We start from the raw sequence: 26,834 nt of genomic DNA, 5'->3' as shown, positions 1-26,834 counted from the left end.
TTTACTAATAATTATATAATATTTTATTACATTTTTGGATTAATTTATCTCGAAATATTTTTACTCGTTAAAGCTGAATTACTAAGATATATTTAAGTAAAAAATTCTCATCTTTATTTTCAAATATAAGGGTTATATGGTACTATAAATATATTAGAAAAGTTTGTTTTAAAGTGAGGTATGAGTATGGATAACAACCAAAGTAGTGGTATGCAATTTTCTATGGATTCATTTAAAATGCCTGGTACAGAGAATGATACTGTAGATAATCCTTTAGAAAAAAATAACAAAAAAGAAAATAATAAAGAAGAAAACATTATTCTTTGGCATAGCACAAATGTATTTGAGGATATGTGTCAGACTATTGAGGGAAAAAAGAAACATAATCTTGCAAATGAGACCAAAAATAATTTAAGTATAATTCTATGTAGATATAGTGGTTTTGATGATAAAAAAATATATTTAAGCTCCATAAAAAAACTTCATGAGAGACTTTTGAGTTTGAATAATCTATATAAGTTTTTCTATAAGGGAATTCCTATTTTATTAAATGAACATATAACTAATATAGTGTCAAATCGAATTGATAATGGATTGGATGTTAAAAAAACAGATTTTAGAATATTGTTAAATGAAACAGAACTATTTAATCATGTTGAGAAATCTAAAGTGAATAAGTCTTTTAAAGAAGCTTTCTTTATTGTATTAGAAAAGTATATTGATAGTGAAACAAGAGTAAATGCAAGTAAAGTAAAAAGTTTTATTGTAAAGTTAATATCTTGGTCAAAAGAATATATTTCAGTATTATTTAGAGATGAGATAGTAAATTACAATCCTAAAATAGTATATTTCGGAGAGGCAAAGAAGCATGAATGTTACTTTTTTATATTGCTATCTTTATTGGGTTGTGATGTGGTAGTCTTTGAGCCAGAGGGTGAAAAACAGTGGCATAATATTGATAAGTTTGGTAAGTATTCTTTTAGATATGAAGGAAGATACAAAGAAGATTTAAAGGAAAATCCATTTATAGTAGAAAATAAAAATACAACAACTAGCAATGTAGTTAAGAGAACTAGTAATGAAAGAAAAACTAATAGTAAATTTCAACCTATACCAAATGGAAGTCCTATTATTGGCACAAGAATAAAAAAGACATTGGATATATTTACAGAAATTAAACTTCCAACTGAAAAACGTGGAGGATATTTGCAAGGAAGTAATCCAATAGTACCTGTGTATTTTTATAGATATATAGGATTAGAAGAAGGAGAACTAGCCCAGGAAGAATATTCTAACAAAATATATTTATTGGATAAAGAATTTGAAAAACAGGAATATAATTACATTAAATTTATCGATAGAATTCCGTCACCTAGCAATAGTGAGTTAGGAAAAATAATTAACATAATAGATAGAATTTTTAAAGGTAAGACTACTGTTGATGTGGAATATATATTGAATGAAGTATATAGAAATAAATTATTGCCACAATCATCTAATGTAAGTTTAAATAATTCTTTTAAGTATGCACTTATGGAAGTTTTTAATATGTACTTGGCAAACGAGAATCCAAATGTATCTAAGACAAAAAATTTACTAGTTAAATTTATTGTTTGGATCAATAAGTACTCTAAAAATTTATTTAAAAATATCAAAGCTGATAGTTTAGATGTGCACAACCCCAAGATATTATATTATGGTGAAATAAAATATACTGAAGTATATTTGCTTATATATTTTTCAAGAATTGGTTGCGATGTGTTGTACTTAAATACTGAGTACAAAAGTGATGATATTTTTGCGAGAATAGATAAAGAAGAACAATATACAGTACTTCAGAAGAATGAAATATCTAGATCACTGATGGCATTTCCAACTGAAGAGAAGATAATAAGAAAATCAACAGTAGCATATAATGCTTCAAATGAAATTCAGGAAATGTTATTTAATCCCGATACAGGTATGTACAAACCTTGGCAATTCCAAGAATATAACACAATACCAGTTACTCTTAAGACAACCTTTGAAGAGATAAAAATTCTATGGAGTGAAGAGGCAAGGATCAGACCAAATTTTAAAATTGCTAATAATACAGTATATGTACCTAATTTGTTTTCCAAAATAAATGGAACATACACAGACTTATCAAAATACTGGTCCGTTTTGAGTGAATTAAGTGCAGCAGATGATACTTACTTTATAGAAAAGCTTCCATTTTCCAGGGTTAACTATACTAGGGAGGATGTTTTTTCACTTGCCTATGTGCTTAATAGAGATGGGACTGTTGATAAAGAAAAGCTCATTAAAAACAAGTTCTATAATTATTCTCACTTAAAAAATTCCTTGCAAGATTTTATTATTTCAAAAATAAATGAAGTGATAAAGAGTAACTATTTTTGCAGAGAAGTTGATAATAAATTTAGTCTTAAAATTTTAATGACCATTCTTAATATGCAGGATGATATACTAAATTTAATACAAAAATTTGATTTTCCACACTATATACCAAAAGTAATTGTATATGTTAATGACAAATCTGATTTTAGTGAGGAAGATATCATTACTTTGGTTTTACTTAATATTATAGGAATTGATGTTTTGGTATTTGCGCCAACTAATTACAACAATATTGAAAATCATATAAAACAATATGCTTTCGATGTTCATCAGTTAGAAGATTTTAAATTAGATTTACCATTAAATTTGAATAAAAAAGAACCTAAATCGTTCTTTTCTAAAATATTTAAAATGAATTAAGGAGGCAATAACATGGATATGGAATTTAAAAATAACCAAGTTTTAGATGGAGTCGATAATGCACCAACTTTTGATTTAGAGAAAAAGAAAGCAGAGGTAGCACAAAAGATTCAAAGTTCGCCAGAAATTCAGAATCTTGTAAGACAAATTGATTTGCAAGACGCAAGTAGTATTTTAAGTTTCGGAAAACCTGCAACAGAAGAAATGTCAACTTTTGCAGATAAATTATTACACCAAATGGAAGTAAGTAAAGTAGAAGATTCAGGACAGATGCTTGTTCAACTTAAAAAAATAATGGATAAATTTGATATCAAAGAATTACAAGGTGAAGAGAAACAGGGTATGTTTAGTAAGATGTTCAAGTCAACTAAAAACTCACTAGAAGCACTTTTTAAAAAGTATCATACTATGGGAGATGAAGTTGATAAGATATACATATCAATAAAACAGTATGAAACTGAGATTGAAAAGGCAAACAAAGATTTAGATGAATTATTTATGAGAAATGTTGAATGTTATGAGCAATTAGAAAAATATATCTATGCAGGAGAATTAGCAACAGACCATATAAAAACAAATATGGTTCCACAATTAGAAAGTAAAGTTGATAGTGGCAGTGAAATGGATAGAATTAATTTAGAAAATATGAATAGAGTTATTGAAATGATGGAGCAAAGAGTACATGATTTAAAATTAGCAGAACATGTTGCTCTTCAAGGAATGCCTGACATTAAAACTATGCAGTATAGTAACTATGGACTTGTTAGAAAAATTAATTCAGCTTTTATTATAACAATGCCAATATTCAAACAATGTCTTGTTAAAACAATTATGCTTAAAAGACAGAAAGTACAAGCTAAGAGTTTATCAGCATTAGATGAAACAACTAATGAATTATTATTAAGAAATGCAACAGCAACAGCTAATCAAAATAAAGAAATAGCAAAACTTACTACAGGAAGCTCTATAGAAATAGAAACTCTTGAAAAAACTTGGGAAACAATAGTTAATGGTATTGATGAAACTAAGAGAATACAAGAAGAAGCTAAGCAAAAGAGAGAAGATAGTAATAGAAGACTTTCTGTATTAAAAGAAGATTATGAAAAGAAGAGATATGTACAATAGCTAATGCACAATGCACAATGCACAATGCACAATCAAGTTCAAAAGATAAAAGATAAATGATAAAAGATAAATGATAAAAGATAAAGAATAAAAGATAGTTCACAGTTCACGGTGCATAGTTTACAGTAATGGATGATTTTCTTTCTGTTGGTCAGAAAATCTTTAGGTTAGATAGCGGATTTTGCGTAGCAAAATCATCCTTCACTGTACTCTGCACTCTGCAAACTGCACTCTATATTTTAAAGAGCACTCTATGCTTTAAAAAGGAACTTTTTATATAAACAATATTATTGATGCTAAGTAAACTTTAAAATATAGCTAATAAAAAGAAGGAGTGTTTATATTGGATTATAAGATATTATATGAAGGGGCATACCCGATTATACAAGCTAATTTGCAGCGCGGAGAGACGATAAAAGCAGAATCAGATGCTATGGTTACTATGTCATCTACTGTTGATGTTAAGGGAAGTATGGAAGGTGGAGTATTAAGAGGGCTTGGAAGAATGCTTGCTGGTGAAAAATTCTTCTTTCAAAACTTAACAGCTAGTAGAGGAGCTGGTGAGGTTCTTTTAGCTCCAGCAATACCGGGTGGAGTTCTTGATGTAGAATTGGATGGGTCTTATGGATTATGCGTTCAGAAGGATGGATTCTTAGCTGGTACTCAAGGAATTGAAGTTGAAACTCAAATGCAAAATTTAGCAAGAGGAATGTTTTCAGGAGAAGGATTTTTTATAGTAAAAATAAGAGGAAAAGGAACTGTCTTTGTAAGTTCATATGGAGCAATTCACGCTATTAACATACCAGCAGGGGAAGAAACTATTATAGATAATGGTCATTTAGTAGCATGGCCAGATTATATGCAATATACGATAGAAAAAGCATCTTCAAGTGGATGGATTTCTAGTTTTACATCAGGTGAAGGTTTGGTTTGTAGATTTAGAGGACCTGGAACAGTACTTATACAAACACGTAATCCTAAAGCTTTTGGTAGTTGGATACAGAAACTTATACCACCATCATCAAAGTAAAAATTATCAATCGGTGTAGTTACTAAATACGCTAAGATGAAATAACTTTAAAAAATCAAGTTCATCCTTTTAAATTCATAACTAGTAACATCGGTGCTTCTAGTTATGAACTATAAGTGATGAACTTGCTACATAAAAAACTTTACTAATAATTTACTACCAACTATAGCTCCGAGAAATAGAAATATACCATATACCCAACCAGATAAAGATAGTGAAGAGAGTGAACTGTAAAATCCACCTATATTACAACCAGAAGCAATTATTGCTCCATATCCCATTAATAAACCACCTATTACTGCTCCGAAAACTTGTTTTATAGATTTGATTTTTTTAATCCTGAAATGAGAAGCTAATAAAGAAGCTAAAAGAGCACCAACTATAATCCCGAGATTTCTCATAGTGCCAGGGTCATTTAGAAAACCAGATTGTAAAGTTATTTGTGCGCTTTCACTACTGAAATAGAACCATTTATCTACGCTACCACCAACTAATTGGTATAGCCATGCTCCCCAATAAGAGAATGTTTCAGTAAGTCCCCATGGGTTACCAGTAGTAACTAATATAACGATTTGCATAAGGGATAGTATAACTGCACCAGCTATGTATGACCACGAATCTTTAAACCAACTTTTATAGTATTTATTATTTTTCAAATTCATAATTACCCTCCTAATTAATTGTGTTATTTCCTGCTTTGCCATTTATCAGCTAAAATATATAGAGTAGCAATTAGTAAAAGTTGGATCATTAATGCTCCGGCCCATCCTAATATATCAGGCAAAAATATAGCTTTGCCATGTAAAATAAAATTGAGTTTCCACCATGCATAATCATGGGCAGCTAAAAGGGTTCCAACAATGAAAAATAATATAGTTATTAATTGTACTAAGAAACCTTCTCCTATTCTCATAAGAGTACCAGAGGAGCAACCACCGGAAATTACCATTCCAATTCCAAACATAAAGGCGCCAATAGCTGTTGCTGGACTAATAGGAGTAACATAATTTTGTCCAGGAATAGGTAATCCATTAGAATATGCACTAAACTTTATTGCAGTAAAAACAATAGTTGTAATTGCAAAAGCTATAAGTACTGATTTTGTAAGCGTTGTACTTCCAGTTAAGTAAGGATCTCTTACTGCAGCTGTAAAACAAAATCTTGATTTTTGGAGAACAAATCCTAGGCAAATCCCTGTTACCCAAAATAATCCTAATTTAATAGAAACATTAGAGAGTAAAATTCCAGATATTATTATAGCTATAAAAACTGCAATACCTATTGGTATTTGGTTTTTTTTAGTGCTTGTGTTGGTATATTTCATTAGATTTGCCCTCCTTTTTATAATAAATGGTTAATTTGAAAAAAAACATATTGAACTTTAGTTTTATGGGTTAAGTATATCACAAAAAATCATTAGTTTTCAATTAGCATAAATTGTGCTATAATGAAAACGTTTCTGAAATAACTATTATTGGAAGCTTTAAACTATTAAAGGAGGGAATTGTTTTGCCTATAGAATCCTTTAGATATTTTTATAAGGTGGCAGTAAGTAAGAGTATATCTAAGGTTGCAAATGAAGTTCATATCTCACAGCCTGCTCTTAGTCAACAGATTCAAAAGCTTGAAGAAAATTTAGGGTATAAACTATTAACAAGAAGTAATAAAGGTGTTGAATTAACAGACAAAGGGTTAATAGTTTTTAAATATGTAGATAATATAGTAAGAACTTATGATGCTATGATACAGCATTTAGAGCAGGATTCAAAAGAGAAGCAAATTATAAAAATTGAAGCATGTGGACCTATTGCTACATATGCATTGCCATGTGTGTTATATAAAATAAAGAATAAATTTCCACATCATAATTATGAATTGAAATCTAATTCATCTGATAAAATTGAAAATAATATAAAGAATAATATCGCTGATATAGGAGTGATTTACGAAAAACCTACTGATCAATCATTAGAATATTGTGAGATAGATACAGATAATTTATCTTTGGTTGCAGGTTATGATTACGAAATAGATGAAGAAATATCTTTGAAAAAGCTATTAAAGCACCCATTTATTTTGTTGAGTGATAAACTTGATATCGAAGATCGATTAGTTGATAATATTAATAGTTCAGGGTACGAATATAATGAATTAAATGTTTTATATAAAAGCGACTCTATTGAATCAGTGAAAGCTTCTTTATTTCAAGGCTATGGAATTGCATTTTTACCATATACATCTATAAAGAAGGAATTATATGAAAAAAGATTAAAATTAGTAAAAATATCAGACTTTCAAATTAAATATAAAATGTATTTAATAAATGATAAAAGAACTCAATTAAATAAGGCAGTTAATGAATTTTTAGATTATTTTAAAGAAATAGGGAAAAAATCTATGTGTTAAAGTTTAGTAATTGTTATTTCCCAGACACCATTAATAACTTCTTCAATTTCTTGTTTAACATCATATTCTTTTAAAAACTCGGTAAGAGCTTCAACGGTACAACTATGATCTGTTACTACCATAATAGATTCTTTAGGTTTTATCTTTCGAAGTTCTTTTTTTGTTTTTATAATTGGTACAGGACATATATCGCCTAAGCAATCCACTTTTTTCATTTTAAATCTCCTTTTATACGTATATTAGTTTGTAATTATATTGAATCAATTAATAAGTTAACATTTATAGAAATATCCCTTTATAAGTATATTGATTAGGTATTATACCATAAAAAATCGATTTATGGTATAATGTCGTAAAAATGTTGATAAAACTAACTTATCATATAAAGAATGTGGATAAAACCAAATTGTTGTACAAAGAAATGTGGATAAAAATAAATGTGGATAAAAATAAATTATTATATAAAGAATAGAGAGGGCTAAATGATTAGATATTTAATTACTGGAGGGGCAGGATTTATAGGCTCAAATTTTATAAGATATTTATTTAACAAGAGTGAAGATATAAGTATTTTAAATGTAGATAAACTAACATACGCTGGGAATTTAGATAATCTTAGTTATATAGAAGATAATCCTAATTATACTTTTGTTAAAGAAGATATATGTAATAGTAATAGTATTCAAAATATTTTTGAGAGCTATAGACCGAATTTTATTATTAATTTTGCTGCAGAATCTCATGTCGATAGAAGTATTGAAAAAAGTCAAGAATTTATAAAATCAAATATATTAGGTACACAAGTAATGTTAGAGTGTTCACTGAATAGTAATGTAGAAAAATTTATACAAATTTCAACGGACGAAGTATATGGTTCTATAGAAAATGGATTATTTACTGAAAAATCTAATTTAAATCCCAGAAATCCTTATGCAGCTAGTAAAGCTTCGGCGGATTTATTAGCACAATCTTTTTATAATACTTATGGATTACCTGTGATAATTACTCGTTGTAGTAATAATTATGGGGCTCATCAGCACAGTGAAAAACTTATACCAAAAATTATTACAAATATTTTAGATAGAAAAGCAATACCTATTTACGGTGATGGAAGAAATATTAGAGATTGGATTTATGTTATGGATCATTGTAATGCGATACATACAGTATTAAAAAAGGGCGTTATTGGAGAAATATATAATATAGGCAATAATAACGAGATAAGAAATATAGACTTAGTGAAAATTATAATTAATAAAACAAAAGAAATATTACAAAATGAAGGCCTTGATGCAGAGGGTATAGATGAACAATTAATCCAATTTGTAGAAGATAGAAAAGGGCATGATAAGAGATACGGCATAGATGCAACTAAATTAAGAGAGAATCTTGGATGGAGTTGTAATACTCAATTTGAGGTTGCTTTAGAAAAAACAATTAATTGGTACATAAATAATAAATTATAGATGGTGATAAATGATGGATATTCCTTTCAATAAAGTACATTTAACAGGCAAGGAACTAGGATTAATAGAGGAAGCCCTAAATAGGGGAAGCGTTAGTGGAGATGGATATTTTACCTCTAAAGTAATGTCACTTCTAGAAGATAGATTTTTTATATCAAACATCCTTATGACTACTTCAGCTACTCATGCACTAGATATGGCCATGATGCTTATTGACTTAGTGCCCGGAGATGAAGTGATAATGCCTTCCTATACTTTTCCTTCTACTGCGAATTCAGTAATGCTAAGAGGCGCAACACCAGTATTTGCCGAGATATTACAGAACACTTTGAATATTGATCCAGATGATATTGAGAGAAAGATTACGAATAAAACTAAAGCTATAGTACCTGTTCATTATGGTGGAATTGGTTGTGAAATGGATAGAATTATGGAAATTGCTAAAAAGCACAATCTATATGTAATTGAAGATGCAGCTCAAGGAGTGAACTCTAAATATAAGAATAAATTTTTGGGTACATGGGGACATTTAGCTTGTTATAGTTTTCATGGAACTAAGAATTATATAAGTGGTGAAGGTGGAGCTTTAGTTATTAATACAGAAAATAAACAATTGTTAGAAAGAGCTGAAATCATAAGACAAAAGGGAACTAATAGAAATAAGTTCTTAAGAGGAGAAGTTGATAAATATTCTTGGGTAGATATAGGGTCTAGTTATACACCATCTGATATTTTAATGGCGGTGTTATATGGACAACTAGAGGAATTAGATGGTATAAAAGATAAGAGAAGGAAAATAGTTAGTTATTATTATGAAAACTTATATAAATATTTAGAGGCTGGCGTAATAAAGGGAATGACTAGCATGCAAGAAGATGAAGATTTAAGTTATCATCTTTTTTATATTCTATTAGAAGATGAAAAGAGTAGAGATAAAGTTATTAAAAGATTAAAGCTATGTGGTATTCAAGCTTTTACTCACTTTGAACCACTACATAGTTCTAGTATGGGAGAATCTTTAGGATATTCATTAGGGAACTTACCAATAACAGAAAGAGTGAGCAAAACCATTTTGAGACTTCCTTTATATACAGATATGACAGCTGAAGAAATGAAATATGTTGTATGCAATCTAGAGGAAATATTAAAGGGGATATAAATATGTGGAGTAGTGTATCTGTTGTAATTCCAGTTTACAATAGTTTTAGTTCTTTAGATGAGTTATATACTCAATTAATCAAGGTATTGGAAACTATATTCGTGGATTATGAGGTTATTTTAGTAGATGATTATAGCTCTGATGATAGTTTTGTAAAGATGAGAGAGATACATAAGAAAAATAATAAATTTAAAGTGATAAGACTAAAGAAAAATTATGGTCAGCAAAATGCAATTAAATGTGGATTGGATTTTGCATCTAAAGATTATGTCATTACCATGGATGATGACCTGCAGCATCCGCCTGAAGAAATAATAAATATAATGAAAAAGATGGATGAAGAGTATGATGTGGTTTATGGCATAGCAGAAAAAAAAGAACATAATTTTTTAAGAAACCTTGGCTCTAAAGCAACTAATTCTTTGTTTAATATTATTTGTCATAAACCGAAAGATATAAAAGTAAGTAGTTTGCGATGTATTAGAAAAGATGTACTAAAAGAAATTAAAAAGAATAAAACATCTTTTGTGTATATAAGCGCAATAATACTAAGTATAACTAAAAATATTGGCAATGTTTATATTAAGCATAGACCGAGAAGGTATGGCAAGTCTAATTACAATTTTTCAAAGCTTGCTAAATTATTTTTGAAATTATATATTTATTATTCAGATACAAAACTATTTAAGAGATTTCGGAAGATGGAACCACAATTTGAAATTTACGAAAGTTACTTTTAAGGAGATTTGAAAATGAAACTTTTAGTATTAGGCGGATCAAATAGTCAGATTAATGCAATAAAATATGCAAACAAAAAAGGAGTTACTACAATTGTTTCGGATTATTATGAGGATGCACCAGCAAAAGAAATAAGCGATTTTGGTGAACTTACTAGTACTTTTGATGTAGAAGGGAATTTAGCCCTTGCTAAAAAATATAATATTGATGGAATAATGACTTTAGGTACTGACCAACCTATTTATACAGTGGCAGAAGTAGCTAATGACCTTGGACTTCCAGCCTTCTTGAAGGTTGACACAGCAAAAGCTGTCACCAACAAAAAAGTAATGAAGAAAATTTTTACTGAGAGCAAAATTCCTACAGTAAAATATGTGCTTATAGATAAGAATTTTAAAGATGAAGAAGTAAATAAACTGAAATTTCCTATAGTTATTAAACCTTTAGATAGTCAAGGACAAAGAGGGATTTATAAATTAAATTCTATAGAAGAAATAAGAAATAAGATAGAAGATACCTTAAGCTATTCTAGAGAAGATATAGTATTGGTTGAAGAATATTATGAAAGTGATGAGATTACTGTAAGTGGCTGGGTAGAGGATGGAAAAACTAGTATAATTTTAATTACTGATAGAGTTACCTTTAATAGGGATAAGCATATTGGAATATGTTATGCTCACAACTTTCCATCAAAACATTTACAGGAGTATTATGAAGATATAAAAAATATTACAGAGCAGTTAGTTAAAGACTTTGAAATTCAAAATGGTCCTATTTATTTTCAAATGCTTATTGGAGCCCAGGGTGTAAAAGTCAATGAGATAGCTTGTAGGATTGGTGGAGCTTTTGAGGATAGATTAATTCCTCTACTTACGGGAATAGATGTATTAGATATGGTTATAGATTATTCTCTAGGGAAAAAAGTAGACTATACAAACCTTAGAAATTACAGTTTGCTAGATAATAATAAAAAAGCTTCTGTTCAGTTATTTTTCGCGAAACCTGGTAAAATTGAATTTTTGAGTGATTTAGAAAAAATTAAAAAATTACCAGGAGTAATAGAAGCGAAATTCAATTTTAAAATTGGTGATGAATTAAAACAAATCACAAATGCTACTGCTAGAGCTGGGTATATGATTATTGTTGGAGAAGATAAAGAAAAACTTAATGACAATATAAATATAGCTTTTGAGCATTTAGAAATACTGGATGAGGATAATAAAAATCTTGTAATAGAGTATAAAGAATACTAATACACGAAAGGAAAAAAATCATGAAAAAAATTTTAAAATCTAAGAGTATATACATATTAGCTATAATAATTGTAGCTGGATTTTTGTTTAATGGGTGCACGACAAAGAAGGATGTATCAGAAGATACTGAGATAAAAATAGCACAGCAGTATGGACTTGCTTACGCACCAATCCAAATAATGAAGGAAAGAAAAATACTTGAAAAGAATTTACCTGGTGTAAAAATAACTTGGGAGCAACTGGGTAATACGGCTGCAATAAGAGAAGCTATGATAGCTAACAAATTAGACGTTGGATTTATGGCAATTCCTCCTTTTTTGATTGGGCATGATAAAGGGATGGATTGGAAAATTGCTAGTGGTTTATCTTCTATGCCTTTAGGCTTAGTTACTTATAAAGATGATATACAATCAATAGAAGATTTTTCAGAAGAAGATAGAATAGCCTTGCCACAACCAGGTAGTATTCAACATATACTTTTGTCCATGGCTTGTGAGAAGGAATTTGGGGATGCAACTAAATTAGATAATCAATTAGTTTCTATGTCTCATCCAGATGGTATGAATGCATTATTATCAGAGAAAGATATTACAGCACACTTTACTTCACCACCTTATATTTTTAAAGAACTTGAAAATGAAGGATTTCACCAAATTCTATCTGGCGAAGAGGCAATGGGCACGGAGTTTACTTTCATTGTCGGTGTAACAACTAAGGAATTCCATGATGAGCAGGGGGAAGCTTATAATGCTTTTGTTAATTCATTAAATGAGGCCATTGATTTTATAAATAATAATCAGGAAGAAGCGGCAGAAATTTTAGCTAAGGATTATGATTTATCTAAGGAAGAAGTCCTAGAATATATAACAGCAGAAGGCGTAGAGTATAGCTCAAATATAAAAGGGTTAAAGGATTTTGCAGACTTTATGGAAAGAAATGAATATATTTCGCAAACTGTTGAAGATATGAATGAAGTATTATGGGAAGATGCTGAGTATGAAGAATAAATTCATTCATAATAGATATGGTTTGAGAGTGTTTTGGATCGTAGTGATAATTGCCCTGTGGCAAATAGTTGCTGTACGTGAAGTGTTTAATCCAGTCTCATTCCCAAGAATAGAAACAATACTTAGCGCGCTGATAAAGGATATAATGGATGGGAGTATTATTGTACAAACGTTGTTTTCGTTGCAACTTATTTTAAAGGGGTTATTTATTGGTGTTACACTAGCCCTTATATTATCAGCAATTTCTATGACATCATATATTTTTGAAAGCTTTGTTGAAACCGTTGTGACTATCGCTCATCCCTTGCCAGGTATAGCTCTATTGCCACTTGTTATCCTGTGGATGGGGGTAGGTGAAGAAGCTATTATTTTTATAATAGTTCATTCAGTGATATGGCCAATGATACTTAATTTGCGTATAGGATTTAAGTCAATCCCAAAGATATATAAACAAATAGGAAAAAATTATGGATTAAGTGACATAGATATTATTATTCATATATTAGTTCCCGCAGCCTTTCCTTATTTTATTTCAGCTTTGAAGATAGGCTGGGCAAGAGCTTGGAGAGCAGTAATAAGTGCCGAAATGGTATTTGGTGCAGCTGGAGGTAATGGTGGTATTGGTTGGTTCATATTTAAGAAGAGAGTTTTTATGGATACTCCAGGAATATTTGGTGGACTAATAGTTATAATATTTATTGGAATAATTGTAGAAGATATTTTGTTTAATATACTTGAGAAAAAGACTATTAGAAAATGGGGTATGTCCATATGACCGCAATACTTGAAATTAAGGAATTGTCTAAATCTTTTTTAAAGGATAATAATAAAATAAATGTATTAAACAAAGTTGATATTAGCATTAATAAAGGAGAATTTGTATCTATAGTAGGACCTTCTGGGTGTGGTAAGTCAACTTTATTAGGATTAATTGCTGGATTTGATAAATATGATGAAGGTACTCTCATGCTAAAAGGCGAAAAAATAGTAAAAGCAAGCCCCAATCGTATTATGGTATTTCAAGATTTTAATCAACTTTTCCCATGGAAGACTCTTCTTCAAAATGTTTTATTTCCACTCAATAGAAATAAAAAAGAACTAGAAAAAAGTCAGAGAATAGATTTAGCCAAGGATTATTTAAGAAAAGTTAAGCTAGAAGAGTATGAGAATTATTATCCACATGAAATATCAGGTGGAATGAAGCAAAGAGCCTCTATAGCACGAGCTTTAGTAATGAAACCGGAAATTCTATTAATGGATGAACCTTTTGGAAGTTTAGATGTTCAGACTCGTTATGAATTGCACAGTATTTTATTAGATTTATGGAAGGAAATCCATTCTACCATAATATTTGTAACTCATGATATTGAGGAGGCAATATTAATATCAGATAGAATAATAATCATGGGGGAATCACCTAATAGTATTAAAAATATAGTTGTTAATGACCTAAAAAGACCAAGAGATAAATTGAGTACTGAATTTACTGCAAAGGCGAGAGAAATCTATTTTGAAATAAAACAATAAAAAGTAAGACCCTCGGGCATAAACAATTTTCTGTGAACTTTGATTAAATAATGCATAAATTTTATAATTTAGGATTGTATTAAAAATAATAAGTAATGTAACTTTGTGAAAATGAATGATATATTCTGAAGAGAGGAGGAAAAGTATGTCTATTAAAGATGGAAGAGATTATATTTATTTAGTGTGGAAAGAAATTAAAACAAGAAGACAATATAGTTTTGAATAGATAAATAAAATTTTATTGAAATTAAAAACCACTTGCCTGAGTCAATGATTTGCCTATAAAACATATTAATTATTAACCGATAATAAAGGTAAATAATAATTTAATAGGAGGAAGTAACTATGAGCATTAATGGTGTTGTAAGTAAAGGCATTAACATTTCAAATTATACAGATATAAATTCTACAAAAAAAAATACTGGAACAAGTACTGGAACAAGTGATGTAATAAAAGAGCAAGGAGTAAAAAAAGATAGAGCTACTGATGTATTTATTAAATCAACAGAAGAAAACATTAATTTAACGTATACGCCTAAAAAAGACAAACTTTCCGCAGATGAAGTTAAAGCGATAAAAGAGCAACAAGCAAATTTAAAAATAGATCTTGTAAAAAATTTCATAAAAGATACAATAAATAACCAGAATAAGCTACTTGGGAAATCAGTTGGAAATGAAACCAATGAAACTAATGAAATGTCACAAGAAACTACAGATTTACTTTCAGGAATATTTGGGTCTGTAGAAAATGCATATCCACCAATACCAACAACTAGAGAAGGTGCAATAGAAGCAATAGGAGAAGGCGGAGCATATTCTGTAAATTCTGTGGCAGATCGTATCATGAGTATGGCAAAAGCAATAGCAGGAGATGACCCAGAGAAATTACAAGAAATGAGAGCTGCTGTGGAAAAAGGATTTGAAGAAGCTGGACTAGTTTTTAATAGTGCAACTAATGATGAATTACCACAAATTTCTAAAGACACATACACTGAAGTTATGAAGAGATTTGATGAGTTACAATAAAAAATAATGAGGGTTTAAGTTTGTAAATATAAAATATAGTTTTAAGTGAACTAAAGAGACCGGGAGAGAAATTAAGTGCTGAATTTACTACAAATGCGAGAGAAATTTATTTTAAAATAAAACACTAAGTGGGTTAAACCACAAAGGTAAGTTGGATTTTAAATAGATTTCTCTTATTTATTTTTTGACTTTGTATATCCTTATCCACCAATCCTTTTGATCCATATATCTTACTATTCGTATACCATATACATTATCTTTAAATTCATGTACTTCAGTACAATTAGTATCTAAAAAGTTTTTCATATCATCATAGTAATAATATAAATTTCCATATAGTCCATTCCAAATAGGTCTTGAGTTATAAATAAAGTCCATTTCATCTGAATAAATTATATAATCTATATCATGATCATATATATAATCCGAGAATTTTAGATTATTTTCATTTAGAAAGGTAAGATTTCTATAATCAAATAGCTTCTCATTATTAAAATAATATTCCGTATTTAGGTTGGCTAAAACCGTATCTTCTTTTTTTACAACTTTCCCAATTTCATTTAGATACTCTTGGTAATCATGGCTTAAATAAGGAGATATATTGTTATAGCTACTGAATATAAGGAGTATAGCTATTAAAAATATAACTGGGATTTTATATTTTTTTAAATCGCTTATCATAAAAACTAACAGTATATAAAAAAGTGGAAATAAGAATACTATACTAGTTGCATTAAATCTACCAATTAGAACTATTCCAATATTTATAGAAATTATCGCTAAAATTATAGAAATATAGTTTTCTTTTTTTTGATTATCTTTAATAAAGAATACTTTAATTATAGATCCAATAAGGGATGCGATGAAAATATAAAATTGTAGTTTTATATTTGGAGTGTAGTAAGTTCCACTAATACCATAATGCAATTTAAGATAAAAGAGTTTTAGGTTTTCAAATTTCGATATTGCAGGATCTAAAACACCGAATTGATTTCCAAAGGCCATGTAATTATGGAGAAAGTTTGGGTCAAATTTAAAGCTTAGCAGTATAAAAAATACTGCGAATAATGAAGTTATAGAGATTAATGTTATAAGATTTTTTAATTTAATTTTTTTTGTGTAGAAAATATTATATAAATATAAGACTCCAAAAGGAAGAGATATTATAAAACTATTAGGATGAATTCCTATACTAATACCGATTAAAACACCTAGAAGTATATCTTTATTATATTTATGCTTAATATTATTATTAAAATAAATATATAAACAGAATAAAAGGTTAAATAATATTATTATTTCTTGTCTAGCAAAATGAGATGCATATATAAATTGAATATCTATAGCCAGTAAGAAAGCTGAAATTGTACCTAGTTTTTTTGAGTGGAATAAAATAGAGCATAGTTTATAAAAAAAGAATAGTGACATAGTACCAAATATTAGAGAAATTAATCTGAAGGTAAAAATTTTATAACCAAAAATCTTCAAAAATATTATTTGAATTGAATGAAATAGACTTTTAATGGCATGAGGATGTCTCCCATATAAATCAAAAAAACTTTCTGTTACTGAAAAATCATTCTTCTCCATAATATTTCTAGATAATCCACTGAGCCAAGACTCGTCAGAGTGAACAAAGGGAAATTTAGTTAAAAACAATAAATTTACTATAAAAAATAGGATTAGAAGTACTAGGATAAGTATTTTTTCATTAGTCAATCTTTTTTTGAACATTTTAACACCTCGTAGGATTAAAAAATAATAATTGGAAATTAGCAATTTGCAATGTGCAATTATAGTGTGAAGAGTTGAGTTGGAAAACATATTTCACACTATTAATAAAACAATACTTTATAAGTCAACAATTCTTTAAAATACAGCCGTTTATTTATTATAGCATTTATTCAAAATAATATTAGTATCAAGCTTATATTGAATAGTCTAATACTGTATATTAAATGCCTATAACAAAGATACTTGTATATAAAGTATAATTATAATTGTTGATAAATTAACAATCAAGTTTAAATTTTATCATATTAAAAAAAGATATATTAAGAAAAGATGTTAATTATTTAAGGAGGGGGAACCTATGAAAAGATTGTCGAAAGTATTATTAGCAATTTTTGTTGTAGCAACGATGATTTTTAGTGTTGCATGTGATTCGTTTGATGGAGAGCAGGGAACTGAGATCATTGAAGCAGAACAAGCACTTGAGTTAATTAATCAAGAAAACGTTATAATTGTTGATGCTCAGAATTCAGAAGGGTATTTAGACATCCATATTAAGAATGCAGTTAATATTACTAGGGAAGATATAGTAGTAACTGAGTCAGTAGCAAATATGCTTGCACCAAAAGAACAAATTGAAGAAGTGATGAGTGCAAAAGGTATATCAAATAATTCTACAATTATAATTTATGATAGTAATAACAATATGGATTCAGCAAGATTATGGTGGACTTTAAAGGTTTATGGTCATGAGGATGTTAAAGTTGTTAGTGGTGGTATAAAAGCATTAGCAAATATTGGTGCTGAGAGAACTACGGATGTACCAGGTGTTACGCCTACTGAATATGTTGCTAAAGAAAAGAATACAGATATGATTGCAACTATAGAGGATGTGAAATCACAGGTTAATGATCCTAAAAGTGATGTGAAATTAATTGATACACGTTCAAAAGAAGAGTATGATGCAGGAACTATTCCTGGTTCTATGTTAATGAACTATGTTGATAATAATTATACTGATGGAACTTTTAAACCAGTTTCTGATATTCAAGTAATGTACTTAGACGCAGGTTTAATACCAGAAGATACAGCTATTATGTATTGCAAATCTTCAATCAGAGGTGCCCAGACTTACCTTGCGCTATACAATGCAGGATATACAAATTTAAAATTATATGATGGTGCATGGCTTGAGTGGAGTTCTGATGAATCTTTACCAATGCAAGAGCCAGAAGAAAATGAAGTAGAGAGTAATGTTCAAGATAATTCATAATATTTTTGAATAGATTTAAAAAAATATTATGAATCTATATAAATCTTGCTATTAGATTTTCTTATCTAGCATTGAATATTCCGAGAATGTAAATAAGAAAATCTATGATATGATGAAAACATGTTAAATTAATAACAAAAAAACAGGGGGAATTTTAAAATGTTTAAAAAGACTAAAGCAATATCATTAATTTTATCACTAGGTTTAGTACTAAGTTTTGCAGGTTGTTCTTCAAATAATGCGGATCAAAATAATGCTGCCAATTCAAATGAAAATACTGAAGTAACTGAGAATGCAGAAACTAATACAGAAGAAGTTACTGAAGAAGATACTGATGTTTTAACTCAAACAGTAAACGATTATTTTGCTAATATGGGTGATAATATCTATAAGATTTCACAAGTTGATTTTGTTGAAAAAGTTAAAGCTGAAGAAGATATGTTCATACTAGACATAAGACAAGCAGATGTATACGCTGAAGGCCATATAAAAGGTGCAGTTAATGCTCCATGGGGAACTGCTATAAGCGAGAACCTTGATAAATTACCAATGGACAAGCCAATAATGGTTTACTGTTATTCTGGACAAACTGCTGGACAAACAGTTGCACTATTAAATATGGCTGGTTTTGATGCTACATCAGTTAACTTAGGATGGAATCTTGGAATTTCAAAAGTTGAAGGTGTTGCAGATGTAACTGAAACAACTGCTAATGAATTTGGAGAAGCAACTGGAATTGAAATTGAGTCAGAAATTAAAATGGTAATAGAAGATTATTTTGCAGGTCTTGCTGATGTTAAAGGAACAACATACGCAAACTATAAAATAAGTGAAGATGATGCTAAAGCAATATTAGATAAAGAAGACAGTTCTGTTATGTTCTTATCAGTAAGAAAAGCAGCAGATTACGCTGAAGGACATATCCAAGGTGCTGAAAATATACCTTTTGGAAATGATATGTATAAAGAATTTAATACACTTCCATCAGATAAAAAGATCATTGTATATTGTTATACAGGTCAAACAGCAGGTCAAACTGTAGCAGCTTTAAGAGTACTTGGATATGATGCTGTATCAATGAATGGTGGTACAGGAATGGAATCAAACGCTCCAAGTGGATGGTTAAATAAAGGATTTGAATTAGTAAAATAATTTCTTTGAAAAGATTCAAAATTAAAAATTCGACAGGTATCCATAGGGAGACCTGTCGTTTACTTGAATTAAATTATAAATCCCTCATGTTTGGTAAAAAACATTGATTTAAGTTTTAACAATTTTAGAGAATATGTTGATATTTATATGTATGCTTAAAAAAATATTGACTTTAATAATAATAATTAGCAATTAGTAATTAGTAATTAGTAATGAGAAATGACCAATTTGCAATTAAGAAGGATTTTGTTATATTTGGTCACAAAATCTTTAGATTTAATAAAATAAAGATTCTCGACCAAAGGAAGAGAATCAACCACAATTGTGCATTGTACATTGTGCATTGTGCATTGAAATAGGAGGTAATGGGATGAAAAAACTAGAAAATATTCTAGGTTTTATAGGAATTTTATTAGTACTAGTTTTAGGTAAAACGCTTCTTAAAACGGATATGCTATTCTTTAGACTTCTCATTGGTTTAGGAATTGGGTATACACTGACTAGAGCATATACGGGATTTGCAGGAAGTGTTAATCGAGCTTATAATACTGGATCAACGAAATTGATGAGAAGTATGATGTGGATGTTTTTTATAACTGCTTTAATTAATGCAGGCCTTTTATTTAAAGCAGATGTTACAGGGTATAGCCTTTGGATAAATCCTATAAATTTAGGATTAATTATAGGAGCTATATTATTTGGATTTGGAATGTCTTTTTCTTCATGTTGTGCTTCAGGGGTACTTACTGATTTAGTAACAGGATTACCTAGAGCTTTTATTACATTAATATTTTTCGGTATGGGTGTATTTCTTGGATATCCTATACAAAGAACTTCAAGTATAGTAAGAAGATCTTGGTTTTCAACAGAAGTAGGAGAGCAAATGACCGGAGGAGTTTATCTCCCAGATTTATTTAAGTGGGATGGTTTTGGAGGATATTTAGGAGCTATTTTATTAATAGCATTATTCTGCAGTATAGTAACTTATCTTGCTTATAATTACGAAAGACGTAGAAAGAAAAACAATACTTATAGTGGACATCCAATGGAGATGATGCAAGATAAACAAGTAGAGCTAGATAATAAAGATTATGGATTTTTTAGTACTGAAAATTATAAACGTTTTTTTGTAAAACCTTGGACATTAAAAGAAGGATCAATGATTCTTATTGTAATATTTGTATTATTAATGGGTGTAACTAAAGCAGGTTGGGGTGCTTCAACACCATATGGTATTTGGTTTGGGAAATTCTTAATGATTTTTGGAGTTTCAGCTGATTCACTTGCCTCTTTTACAAAGATAAAAGCTAGTGCTTTTGAATTACCTTTCTTCCAAAATGCAATTACAGTGCAGAATGTTGGAATCGTATTTGGAACTATGTTCTACCTATTAAGTGCTGGTATATTCAAAGAAACATTTTTCTCAGAGATGAAAATTTCAGTGAAAGAAGTATTTTTATTTGCTTTAGGTGGAATAACAATGGGTATAGGTACTCGTTTAGCTAATGGTTGTAATGTAGGTGCATTATTTACTCCTATTGCTAATCTTTCACTTTCAGGTTGGGTATTCTTGATTTTTATGGTGGTAGGTGGTTTTGCAGGCAGTACACTTAATAAAAAACTTATGGCTGGTAAGTAATTTATTTCAATAACTTTTTAAAATAAAGCAATAAAAAATAAGGAGGAATTTTATTATGAGTAAAAGAATTTTGATAGTAGGCGGTGTAGCTGGAGGAGCTTCAGTTGCAGCAAGAGCGAGAAGAATTGATGAATCAGCCCAAATAATTATGTTTGAAAGAGGACCTCATGTATCTTTTTCTAACTGTTCATTACCATTTCATTTAAGTGGTATGGTTGAGAATAGCGAAGACTTAGTTTTGATGTGCCCAAATAAATTTAAAAGCCAATATAATATAGAAGCAAGAGTTAATACTGAAGTAATTAGCATAAATAGAGAAGAGAAAGTAATAATGGTAAGGGATTTATTAACTGGTGAAGACCATGAGGAAGCTTATGATAAATTAGTTTTATCTCCAGGAGCAAACCCTATTTTACCAAGAAGTATTGAAGGTATTAATTCTCCTAATGTATTTACAGTAAGAAATGTTGTAGATATTAAAAAATTAAATGATTATATAGTTGACAATAATATTGAAGATATAGCTGTTGTCGGTGGTGGATTTATAGGAGTAGAAGTTGCAGAAAATTTACGTTTAGCAGGTAAAAAAGTTAGTTTAATAGAAGCACAAAATCAGATAATGACTCCATTTGACTATGATATGGTTCAAATTCTCCATAAAGAAATGATGGACAAGGGAATTAACCTTATATTAAGCGATGCAGTACAAAAAGTTAATGCAGATTCAGTTGAACTACAATCAGGTAAAAAAGTAGCTGCAGAAGTTGTAGTTATGGCAATAGGTGTGCTGCCTGAAACAACTTTAGCAAGAGAAGCTGGTTTAGAAATAGGTGTAACTGGTGGAATTAAGGTAGATCATAATTATTTAACTAATGATAAAGATATTTATGCAGTAGGAGATGCTATAGAAGTATATAATCGTCTAACTCATAAAAAGTCAAGATTACCACTTGCAGGTCCAGCTCAGAGACAAGCTAGAGCAGCAGCTGATGATATGTATAACATTCCTCATAGAAACAATGGAGTTATAGGTTCATCTGTAATTCAGATATTTGACTTAGGGGCAGCCTCTACAGGATTAAATGAAAAAACTGCAAAAGCAGCAGGAATTGAGCATGATTGTGTATATATAATTCCAGGAGATAAAGTAGGATTGATGCCTACAAGTAATGTAATGCACTTTAAGTTAGTATATGAATATCCAACAGGTAAAATACTAGGAGCACAAGCTATTGGAAAAGGTAATGTAGATAAGAGAATAGACGTTATTGCAACTATGATTTTAATGGGTGGAACTTTAGAAGATTTAAAAGAATTAGAATTATGTTACGCACCATTATTTGGAACTGCAAAAGATGTAGTAAACTTCGCAGCTTTAGTAGGATTAAATCTATTAAATGGACAGTTTAAGCAAGTTCCAGTTTCTAAGGTTAGAGAATTAGTAGAACAGGATGCCTTTATTGTAGATGTAAGAGAAGAAAATGAATTTGAAGAGGGACATTTAGTTAATGCAGTAAATATTCCTTTAAGCCAAATTAGAGATAGATTAGATGAGATTCCAAAAGATAGACCAGTATATTTACATTGCCGTTCAGCTCAAAGAAGTTATAATGCAGTATTAGCATTACAAAGTCTAGGATATGACAATGCATGTAATATTTCAGGTTCATATTTAGGAATTTGTTGTTATGAATACTTCCAAGACCAAGTAACAGGAAGAGAAAAAATAGTTACTGAATATAATTTTAACTAAAAATAATACTGCTGGCATATCAATTGCAAATTTATAAAAGTATTGAAAATTTAATAAAGAATCACTATTAGTAAGGTCGCTGGGTTTATACTTAGTGGCTTTACTATTATAATAATGGAATATGCTAACAAGTAGACTATTTTATTTATGACAGTCTGGAATGTGAAGAGTGGAGTGGTGGTTGATTCTCTCCCTGCCGTCGAGAATCTTTATTTTATTAAAACAAAAGATTAAATAAATGATTGTCATCTGCTGAAAATGATGTTTTAGCTAAGCTAAAACGAATCTAAAATTAAAGATTTTGTGACGAAAGGAACAAAATCATCCTTTCACTTCACACTACACATTTCACACTTCACACTATAATTAAAGTAAAAACTTTAATCAATAAGTAAAAATACAAATAGCAACAATACTTTAAAACAAAGCTAATAATAAAGGGTTGGTAATGTATGGGTTTAAAAGAAAGAATAAAAAAGAATAAAACTGAAAGAATATTAACGATAACTACTTGGAGTGTAATATTAGGTGCCTGGTATATAATAACCAAATTCCAGTTAGTATCTTCTACATTAGTGCCATCTCCATATAAAGTATGGACCACTTTTTTAAATATTTCACAAAATGGGTATAATAAAATTTCTTTATGGAATCATCTTGGTGCTAGTTTTCAAAGATTATTTATGGCTCTAGGATTCGCCATAGTGACAGCTATACCAATTGGGTTATTAAGTGGATATTCAAGTAAGTTTAAAGCAATTTTTGATTCCGTAGTCGAGTTCTATAGGCCATTACCCCCACTTGCATATTATACATTACTAATATTATGGTTCGGAATTGATAATAAATCAAAAGTAATATTATTATTTCTTGCAGGTTTTGCACCAATTTATATTGCATGCGTATCAGCAGTTAGAAAAATTAATGCTGATTATATATTAAGTGCTAAATCATTAGGAGCAGGCAAGCGAGATATATTTTTAAAAATAGTACTGCCAGCCTGTATGCCTGAGATATTTACAGGAATAAGAACTGCTGTGGGTGTATCGTATACTACGCTAGTTTCTGCTGAAATGATAGCGGCTACCTCTGGTATAGGTTGGATGGTACTAGATGCATCGAATTTCTTGAAAAGTGATGTTATTTTTGTTGGTATATTTATTATGGGAATTACAGGTATATTAATAGATGGCATACTTAGGATTATAGAAAAGAAGATTGTATATTGGAAAGGGTATGTTTAAATAATAATTTGCAATTTGCAATGTGCAATGTGCAATGTGCAATTTGCAATTTGCAATGTGCAATGTGCAATGTGCAATGTGCAATTGCGGATGATTTTGCTACGCAAAATCTTTGAATTGATACTCGTTTTGGTGAAGCCAAAACATCGTTGTATTTACTAGATTAATTATAGTGGTATTAAATTGCGTAAATGAAACATAGCTGAGCTTGAGACTTTAATCTTTAAATAAAATAAAGATTCTCGACTAAAAGGAGAGAATCATCATTAATTGTGCATTGTACATTGTGCATTGTGCATTATATTTTGAAAAGCATTGTGCATTATCTTTTAAAAAATATTGTGTATTGATAGGAGGTATACATTTGAAAAAATTATATAGGAACATATTTTTAGTAGTATTAATAGGGGTTTTAGTAGGAGTATTAGCGGCTTGTGGTAGTAATTCAGAGGATGCTAATAAAACGGCTAATACGGAATCGTCATTACCTGAAGAAATTAATTTTGGTATTTTGAGAGTACCTAATGATGAAACTTTAGCCATAGCTGAGGGAATATTTGATAAGTATTTTACTGAAAAAGGAATTAAGTGTAATTTTATTGTTTTTGATTCTGGAGTTCAAGCAAATAAAGCTTTAGCATCTGGAAGTATTGATTTTGCAACTATGGGTAATACAAATTCTATTATCGCTTTGGCAATGGACCTTGATGTAGAAATGGTTTGGATTCATGAAGTTCTTGGAGAAATAGAAGCTTTAGCTGTTAAAAATGATTCTGGAGTTAATAAAATAGAAGATCTTGAAGGTATGAAGATTGCAACACCTTTTGCATCTACATCTCATTATGTTTTATTGAATGCTCTTAAAGAAGCTGGAATTGATGAAAAAGTAGAACTTTTGGATATGAAAACTCCAGAAATTGTTGCTGCTTGGGAAAGAGGAGATATAAAGGCTGCTTATACATGGCAACCATCTCTCGGGGAACTTTTAGAAGATGGAACGATGCTTGTTTCAAGTGAAGATATGGCTGAAAAAGGCTATATAACAGCTAATGTAGAAGTTGTAAGGAAAGAATTTGCAGAGAAATATCCTGATTTAGTAGGGGATTATATAGCCTGTTTAACAGAAGCAGGGGATATATATAGGGAGGATCCAGAAAAAGCAGCAGAGATTATAGCAGAGGAACTTGAAATAGAACAGGAAGATGCTTTATTACAGATGAGAGGTTCAATTTGGTGTACACCAGAAGAATTATTAGAAGAAAACTATTTTGGTGTAAGTGGAGAACCAGGTGATTTTGCAACTATTATGAAGGATACTTCTGACTTCCTTAAAGAACAAGGCTCAATTGATAATTCTCCATCAAAAGAAGAATTTGATAGTTATGTTAACCCTGCTTATATTGAAAAATCTCTAGAAACATCTTCTAAATAAGTTATTAATAAGCATAAATAATGATAGAATTATTTTGAAATAGTTTAGTAATAATAAAATCAGAAAGGAATTTAATTATCGTGAATGAAGAAAAAGATGAGGTTCTAATAGATATTCAAAAATTAAAATTAGAATATGGAACTAAGCAGAATTCTGTTTTAGCCCTAGATAATATAGACCTGCAAATTAAACGCGGAGAGTTTTTATGTGTTTTAGGACCATCTGGATGTGGAAAGAGCACGTTATTAAAAACTATTGCTGGTTTTATTATGCCTACAGGTGGAAGTTGCTCTATGGATGGAGAACCTATTGTGGGTCCAGACTGGCATAGAGGAGTTGTGTTTCAGTCGCCTACTTTATATCCCTGGATGAGTGTGAAAGATAATGTAGAATTTGGTCCTAAAATGAAGAGGCTTCCATCAGATGAAATAGAAAAAATAAGTTCTCATTTTTTAGAGCAGGTTAAATTAGTAGGATTTGGTGATAAGCCTACTTTTGAACTATCAGGAGGCATGAAACAAAGGGTAGCCTTAGCAAGAGTTTTAGCTAATTATCCAGAAATGATCCTTATGGATGAGCCCTTTGGAGCTTTAGATGCCTTAACTAGAAGTAACATGCAAGCTTTAGTAAGGAGTATTTGGAGGGAAAATAATAGTACAATTTTTTTAATTACTCACGACGTTGATGAAGCCCTATCTCTTGGGACAAGAGTTCTAGTAATGTCAAAACGTCCTGGTACAATATTAAAGGAATTTAACGTCAATTTCACACAGAAAATATTTGATGATAATTCAAAACGTGTAATGTATGATGAAGAATACTTTAATCTAAAGAATGAAATCTTAGATATTATTAATAGTCAAATAGAGGAAGATAGCTAGTGATTTTTATCGCAAAGTTTCTTAAATTATAAATAAAGCACTGCTGAATGTTGAGTATATTCTGCAGTGTTTTTTTATTTTTTTATAAATGAGTTGATTAAGGATGATAATTATAAAGAAGGGAAATACAATTACTACAAAAACAATATTATTTTTCTACACATAGATTGATATCCTTAAGTGAGTTAGTTTTAATAATTGAATAAGGTGAATTAGAAAAACTATAAGCAATTTA

General features: G+C 29.7%; 23 protein-coding genes. 19 read left to right on the top strand and 4 right to left on the bottom strand.

Going from position 1 to position 26,834, the window contains the following annotated elements:
* Positions 1-186 precede the first annotated feature (186 nt).
* The 3 genes from ACVHXK_RS07715 to ACVHXK_RS07705 all read left to right on the top strand — a co-directional run bounded on the left by ACVHXK_RS07715 (position 187) and on the right by ACVHXK_RS07705 (position 4,912).
* Complete coding sequence (locus ACVHXK_RS07715; RefSeq protein ID WP_461205800.1) at positions 187-2,757, top strand: YceG family protein; 2,571 nt, start codon at positions 187-189, stop codon at positions 2,755-2,757.
* A gap of 12 nt (positions 2,758-2,769) precedes the next feature.
* Positions 2,770-3,882 (top strand): toxic anion resistance protein, encoded by a 1,113-nt coding sequence (locus ACVHXK_RS07710; protein WP_461205799.1) that lies wholly within the window; start codon positions 2,770-2,772, stop codon positions 3,880-3,882.
* A 343-nt stretch (positions 3,883-4,225) separates the two neighbouring features.
* Positions 4,226-4,912, top strand: a complete 687-nt coding sequence (locus tag ACVHXK_RS07705) for a TIGR00266 family protein (protein WP_461205798.1) — start codon at positions 4,226-4,228, stop codon at positions 4,910-4,912.
* Between the two features lie 128 nt (positions 4,913-5,040).
* Here ACVHXK_RS07705 and ACVHXK_RS07700 read toward each other — a convergent pair whose 3' ends face one another.
* The gene (locus ACVHXK_RS07700; protein WP_461205797.1) at positions 5,041-5,574 is read right to left on the bottom strand and encodes a YeeE/YedE thiosulfate transporter family protein; all 534 of its coding nucleotides are present in this window, start codon (positions 5,572-5,574) and stop codon (positions 5,041-5,043) included.
* 23 nt (positions 5,575-5,597) lie between these two features.
* The gene (locus ACVHXK_RS07695; RefSeq protein WP_461205796.1) at positions 5,598-6,236 is read right to left on the bottom strand and encodes a YeeE/YedE thiosulfate transporter family protein; all 639 of its coding nucleotides are present in this window, start codon (positions 6,234-6,236) and stop codon (positions 5,598-5,600) included.
* 185 nt (positions 6,237-6,421) lie between these two features.
* Between ACVHXK_RS07695 and ACVHXK_RS07690 the strand changes: the two genes are divergently transcribed.
* Positions 6,422-7,318 carry a LysR family transcriptional regulator gene (locus tag ACVHXK_RS07690; RefSeq protein WP_461205795.1) on the top strand — a complete coding sequence of 299 codons (897 nt, stop codon included), beginning with the start codon at positions 6,422-6,424 and terminating at the stop codon, positions 7,316-7,318.
* On the opposite strand, the gene ACVHXK_RS07685 is transcribed toward ACVHXK_RS07690, so the two are convergent.
* A complete protein-coding gene (locus ACVHXK_RS07685) occupies positions 7,315-7,533 on the bottom strand; it encodes a sulfurtransferase TusA family protein (protein WP_461205794.1) in 219 nt (72 codons plus the stop codon). The genes ACVHXK_RS07690 and ACVHXK_RS07685 overlap by 4 nt on opposite strands.
* Positions 7,534-7,800: 267 nt before the next feature.
* Here ACVHXK_RS07685 and rfbB point away from each other — a divergent pair, with 267 nt between their 5' ends.
* The 8 genes from rfbB to ACVHXK_RS07645 all read left to right on the top strand — a co-directional run bounded on the left by rfbB (position 7,801) and on the right by ACVHXK_RS07645 (position 15,494).
* Entirely contained in the window at positions 7,801-8,784 is a 984-nt protein-coding gene (gene rfbB / locus ACVHXK_RS07680; protein WP_461205793.1) for a dTDP-glucose 4,6-dehydratase, read from the top strand.
* 10 nt (positions 8,785-8,794) lie between these two features.
* Entirely contained in the window at positions 8,795-9,943 is a 1,149-nt protein-coding gene (gene rffA, locus ACVHXK_RS07675) for a dTDP-4-amino-4,6-dideoxygalactose transaminase (RefSeq protein WP_461205792.1), read from the top strand.
* Between the two features lie 2 nt (positions 9,944-9,945).
* Positions 9,946-10,683 carry a glycosyltransferase family 2 protein gene (locus tag ACVHXK_RS07670; protein ID WP_461205791.1) on the top strand — a complete coding sequence of 246 codons (738 nt, stop codon included), beginning with the start codon at positions 9,946-9,948 and terminating at the stop codon, positions 10,681-10,683.
* Between the two features lie 12 nt (positions 10,684-10,695).
* The gene (locus ACVHXK_RS07665; RefSeq protein ID WP_461205790.1) at positions 10,696-11,934 is read left to right on the top strand and encodes an ATP-grasp domain-containing protein; all 1,239 of its coding nucleotides are present in this window, start codon (positions 10,696-10,698) and stop codon (positions 11,932-11,934) included.
* A gap of 20 nt (positions 11,935-11,954) precedes the next feature.
* Positions 11,955-12,941: an ABC transporter substrate-binding protein gene (locus tag ACVHXK_RS07660; RefSeq protein WP_461205789.1), complete on the top strand. Its 987-nt coding sequence runs from the start codon at positions 11,955-11,957 to the stop codon at positions 12,939-12,941.
* Complete coding sequence (locus ACVHXK_RS07655; RefSeq protein ID WP_461205788.1) at positions 12,931-13,716, top strand: ABC transporter permease; 786 nt, start codon at positions 12,931-12,933, stop codon at positions 13,714-13,716. Before ACVHXK_RS07660 ends, ACVHXK_RS07655 begins: the two co-directional genes overlap by 11 nt.
* Positions 13,713-14,468, top strand: a complete 756-nt coding sequence (locus ACVHXK_RS07650; protein ID WP_461205787.1) for an ABC transporter ATP-binding protein — start codon at positions 13,713-13,715, stop codon at positions 14,466-14,468. Before ACVHXK_RS07655 ends, ACVHXK_RS07650 begins: the two co-directional genes overlap by 4 nt.
* Positions 14,469-14,813: 345 nt before the next feature.
* On the top strand, positions 14,814-15,494 hold the full coding sequence (locus ACVHXK_RS07645) for a hypothetical protein (RefSeq protein WP_461205786.1): 681 nt from the start codon (positions 14,814-14,816) through the stop codon (positions 15,492-15,494).
* A gap of 177 nt (positions 15,495-15,671) precedes the next feature.
* Here the strand turns inward: ACVHXK_RS07645 and ACVHXK_RS07640 are convergent, their stop codons facing one another.
* Complete coding sequence (locus ACVHXK_RS07640; RefSeq protein WP_461205785.1) at positions 15,672-17,228, bottom strand: ArnT family glycosyltransferase; 1,557 nt, start codon at positions 17,226-17,228, stop codon at positions 15,672-15,674.
* A 358-nt stretch (positions 17,229-17,586) separates the two neighbouring features.
* Here ACVHXK_RS07640 and ACVHXK_RS07635 point away from each other — a divergent pair, with 358 nt between their 5' ends.
* The 7 genes from ACVHXK_RS07635 (at position 17,587) to ACVHXK_RS07605 (ending at position 26,599) form a co-directional block, all read left to right on the top strand.
* Positions 17,587-18,498 carry a sulfurtransferase gene (locus tag ACVHXK_RS07635; protein WP_461205784.1) on the top strand — a complete coding sequence of 304 codons (912 nt, stop codon included), beginning with the start codon at positions 17,587-17,589 and terminating at the stop codon, positions 18,496-18,498.
* 159 nt (positions 18,499-18,657) lie between these two features.
* A complete protein-coding gene (locus ACVHXK_RS07630) occupies positions 18,658-19,650 on the top strand; it encodes a rhodanese-like domain-containing protein (protein WP_461205783.1) in 993 nt (330 codons plus the stop codon).
* Positions 19,651-20,020: 370 nt separating this feature from the next.
* Positions 20,021-21,289 (top strand): YeeE/YedE family protein, encoded by a 1,269-nt coding sequence (locus ACVHXK_RS07625; RefSeq protein ID WP_461205782.1) that lies wholly within the window; start codon positions 20,021-20,023, stop codon positions 21,287-21,289.
* Between the two features lie 55 nt (positions 21,290-21,344).
* Entirely contained in the window at positions 21,345-23,042 is a 1,698-nt protein-coding gene (locus ACVHXK_RS07620; protein ID WP_461205781.1) for an FAD-dependent oxidoreductase, read from the top strand.
* Positions 23,043-23,494: 452 nt separating this feature from the next.
* Positions 23,495-24,286, top strand: a complete 792-nt coding sequence (locus ACVHXK_RS07615) for an ABC transporter permease (protein WP_461205780.1) — start codon at positions 23,495-23,497, stop codon at positions 24,284-24,286.
* 364 nt (positions 24,287-24,650) lie between these two features.
* Positions 24,651-25,718, top strand: a complete 1,068-nt coding sequence (locus tag ACVHXK_RS07610; protein ID WP_461205779.1) for a taurine ABC transporter substrate-binding protein — start codon at positions 24,651-24,653, stop codon at positions 25,716-25,718.
* 80 nt (positions 25,719-25,798) lie between these two features.
* On the top strand, positions 25,799-26,599 hold the full coding sequence (locus tag ACVHXK_RS07605) for an ABC transporter ATP-binding protein (RefSeq protein ID WP_461205778.1): 801 nt from the start codon (positions 25,799-25,801) through the stop codon (positions 26,597-26,599).
* Positions 26,600-26,834: the final 235 nt, after the last annotated feature.

It is taken from the genome of Clostridium sp. DL1XJH146 (genome assembly GCF_054819755.1).
The sequence above is the reverse complement of the archived record's forward strand: the minus strand, read 5'-3'. Positions and strand labels throughout refer to the sequence as shown.

Coding starts and splice junctions, on each gene's coding strand:
- ACVHXK_RS07670 (WP_461205791.1), top strand. CDS start 9,946: ATGTGGAGTAGTGTATCTGTTGTAATTCCAGTTTACAATAGTTTTAGT.
- ACVHXK_RS07685 (WP_461205794.1), bottom strand. CDS start 7,533: ATGAAAAAAGTGGATTGCTTAGGCGATATATGTCCTGTACCAATTATA.
- ACVHXK_RS07615 (WP_461205780.1), top strand. CDS start 23,495: ATGGGTTTAAAAGAAAGAATAAAAAAGAATAAAACTGAAAGAATATTA.
- ACVHXK_RS07640 (WP_461205785.1), bottom strand. CDS start 17,228: ATGTTCAAAAAAAGATTGACTAATGAAAAAATACTTATCCTAGTACTT.
- ACVHXK_RS07645 (WP_461205786.1), top strand. CDS start 14,814: ATGAGCATTAATGGTGTTGTAAGTAAAGGCATTAACATTTCAAATTAT.
- ACVHXK_RS07635 (WP_461205784.1), top strand. CDS start 17,587: ATGAAAAGATTGTCGAAAGTATTATTAGCAATTTTTGTTGTAGCAACG.
- ACVHXK_RS07665 (WP_461205790.1), top strand. CDS start 10,696: ATGAAACTTTTAGTATTAGGCGGATCAAATAGTCAGATTAATGCAATA.
- ACVHXK_RS07630 (WP_461205783.1), top strand. CDS start 18,658: ATGTTTAAAAAGACTAAAGCAATATCATTAATTTTATCACTAGGTTTA.
- rffA (WP_461205792.1), top strand. CDS start 8,795: ATGATGGATATTCCTTTCAATAAAGTACATTTAACAGGCAAGGAACTA.
- ACVHXK_RS07660 (WP_461205789.1), top strand. CDS start 11,955: ATGAAAAAAATTTTAAAATCTAAGAGTATATACATATTAGCTATAATA.
- rfbB (WP_461205793.1), top strand. CDS start 7,801: ATGATTAGATATTTAATTACTGGAGGGGCAGGATTTATAGGCTCAAAT.
- ACVHXK_RS07700 (WP_461205797.1), bottom strand. CDS start 5,574: ATGAATTTGAAAAATAATAAATACTATAAAAGTTGGTTTAAAGATTCG.
- ACVHXK_RS07695 (WP_461205796.1), bottom strand. CDS start 6,236: ATGAAATATACCAACACAAGCACTAAAAAAAACCAAATACCAATAGGT.
- ACVHXK_RS07655 (WP_461205788.1), top strand. CDS start 12,931: ATGAAGAATAAATTCATTCATAATAGATATGGTTTGAGAGTGTTTTGG.
- ACVHXK_RS07650 (WP_461205787.1), top strand. CDS start 13,713: ATGACCGCAATACTTGAAATTAAGGAATTGTCTAAATCTTTTTTAAAG.
- ACVHXK_RS07715 (WP_461205800.1), top strand. CDS start 187: ATGGATAACAACCAAAGTAGTGGTATGCAATTTTCTATGGATTCATTT.
- ACVHXK_RS07620 (WP_461205781.1), top strand. CDS start 21,345: ATGAGTAAAAGAATTTTGATAGTAGGCGGTGTAGCTGGAGGAGCTTCA.
- ACVHXK_RS07710 (WP_461205799.1), top strand. CDS start 2,770: ATGGATATGGAATTTAAAAATAACCAAGTTTTAGATGGAGTCGATAAT.
- ACVHXK_RS07625 (WP_461205782.1), top strand. CDS start 20,021: ATGAAAAAACTAGAAAATATTCTAGGTTTTATAGGAATTTTATTAGTA.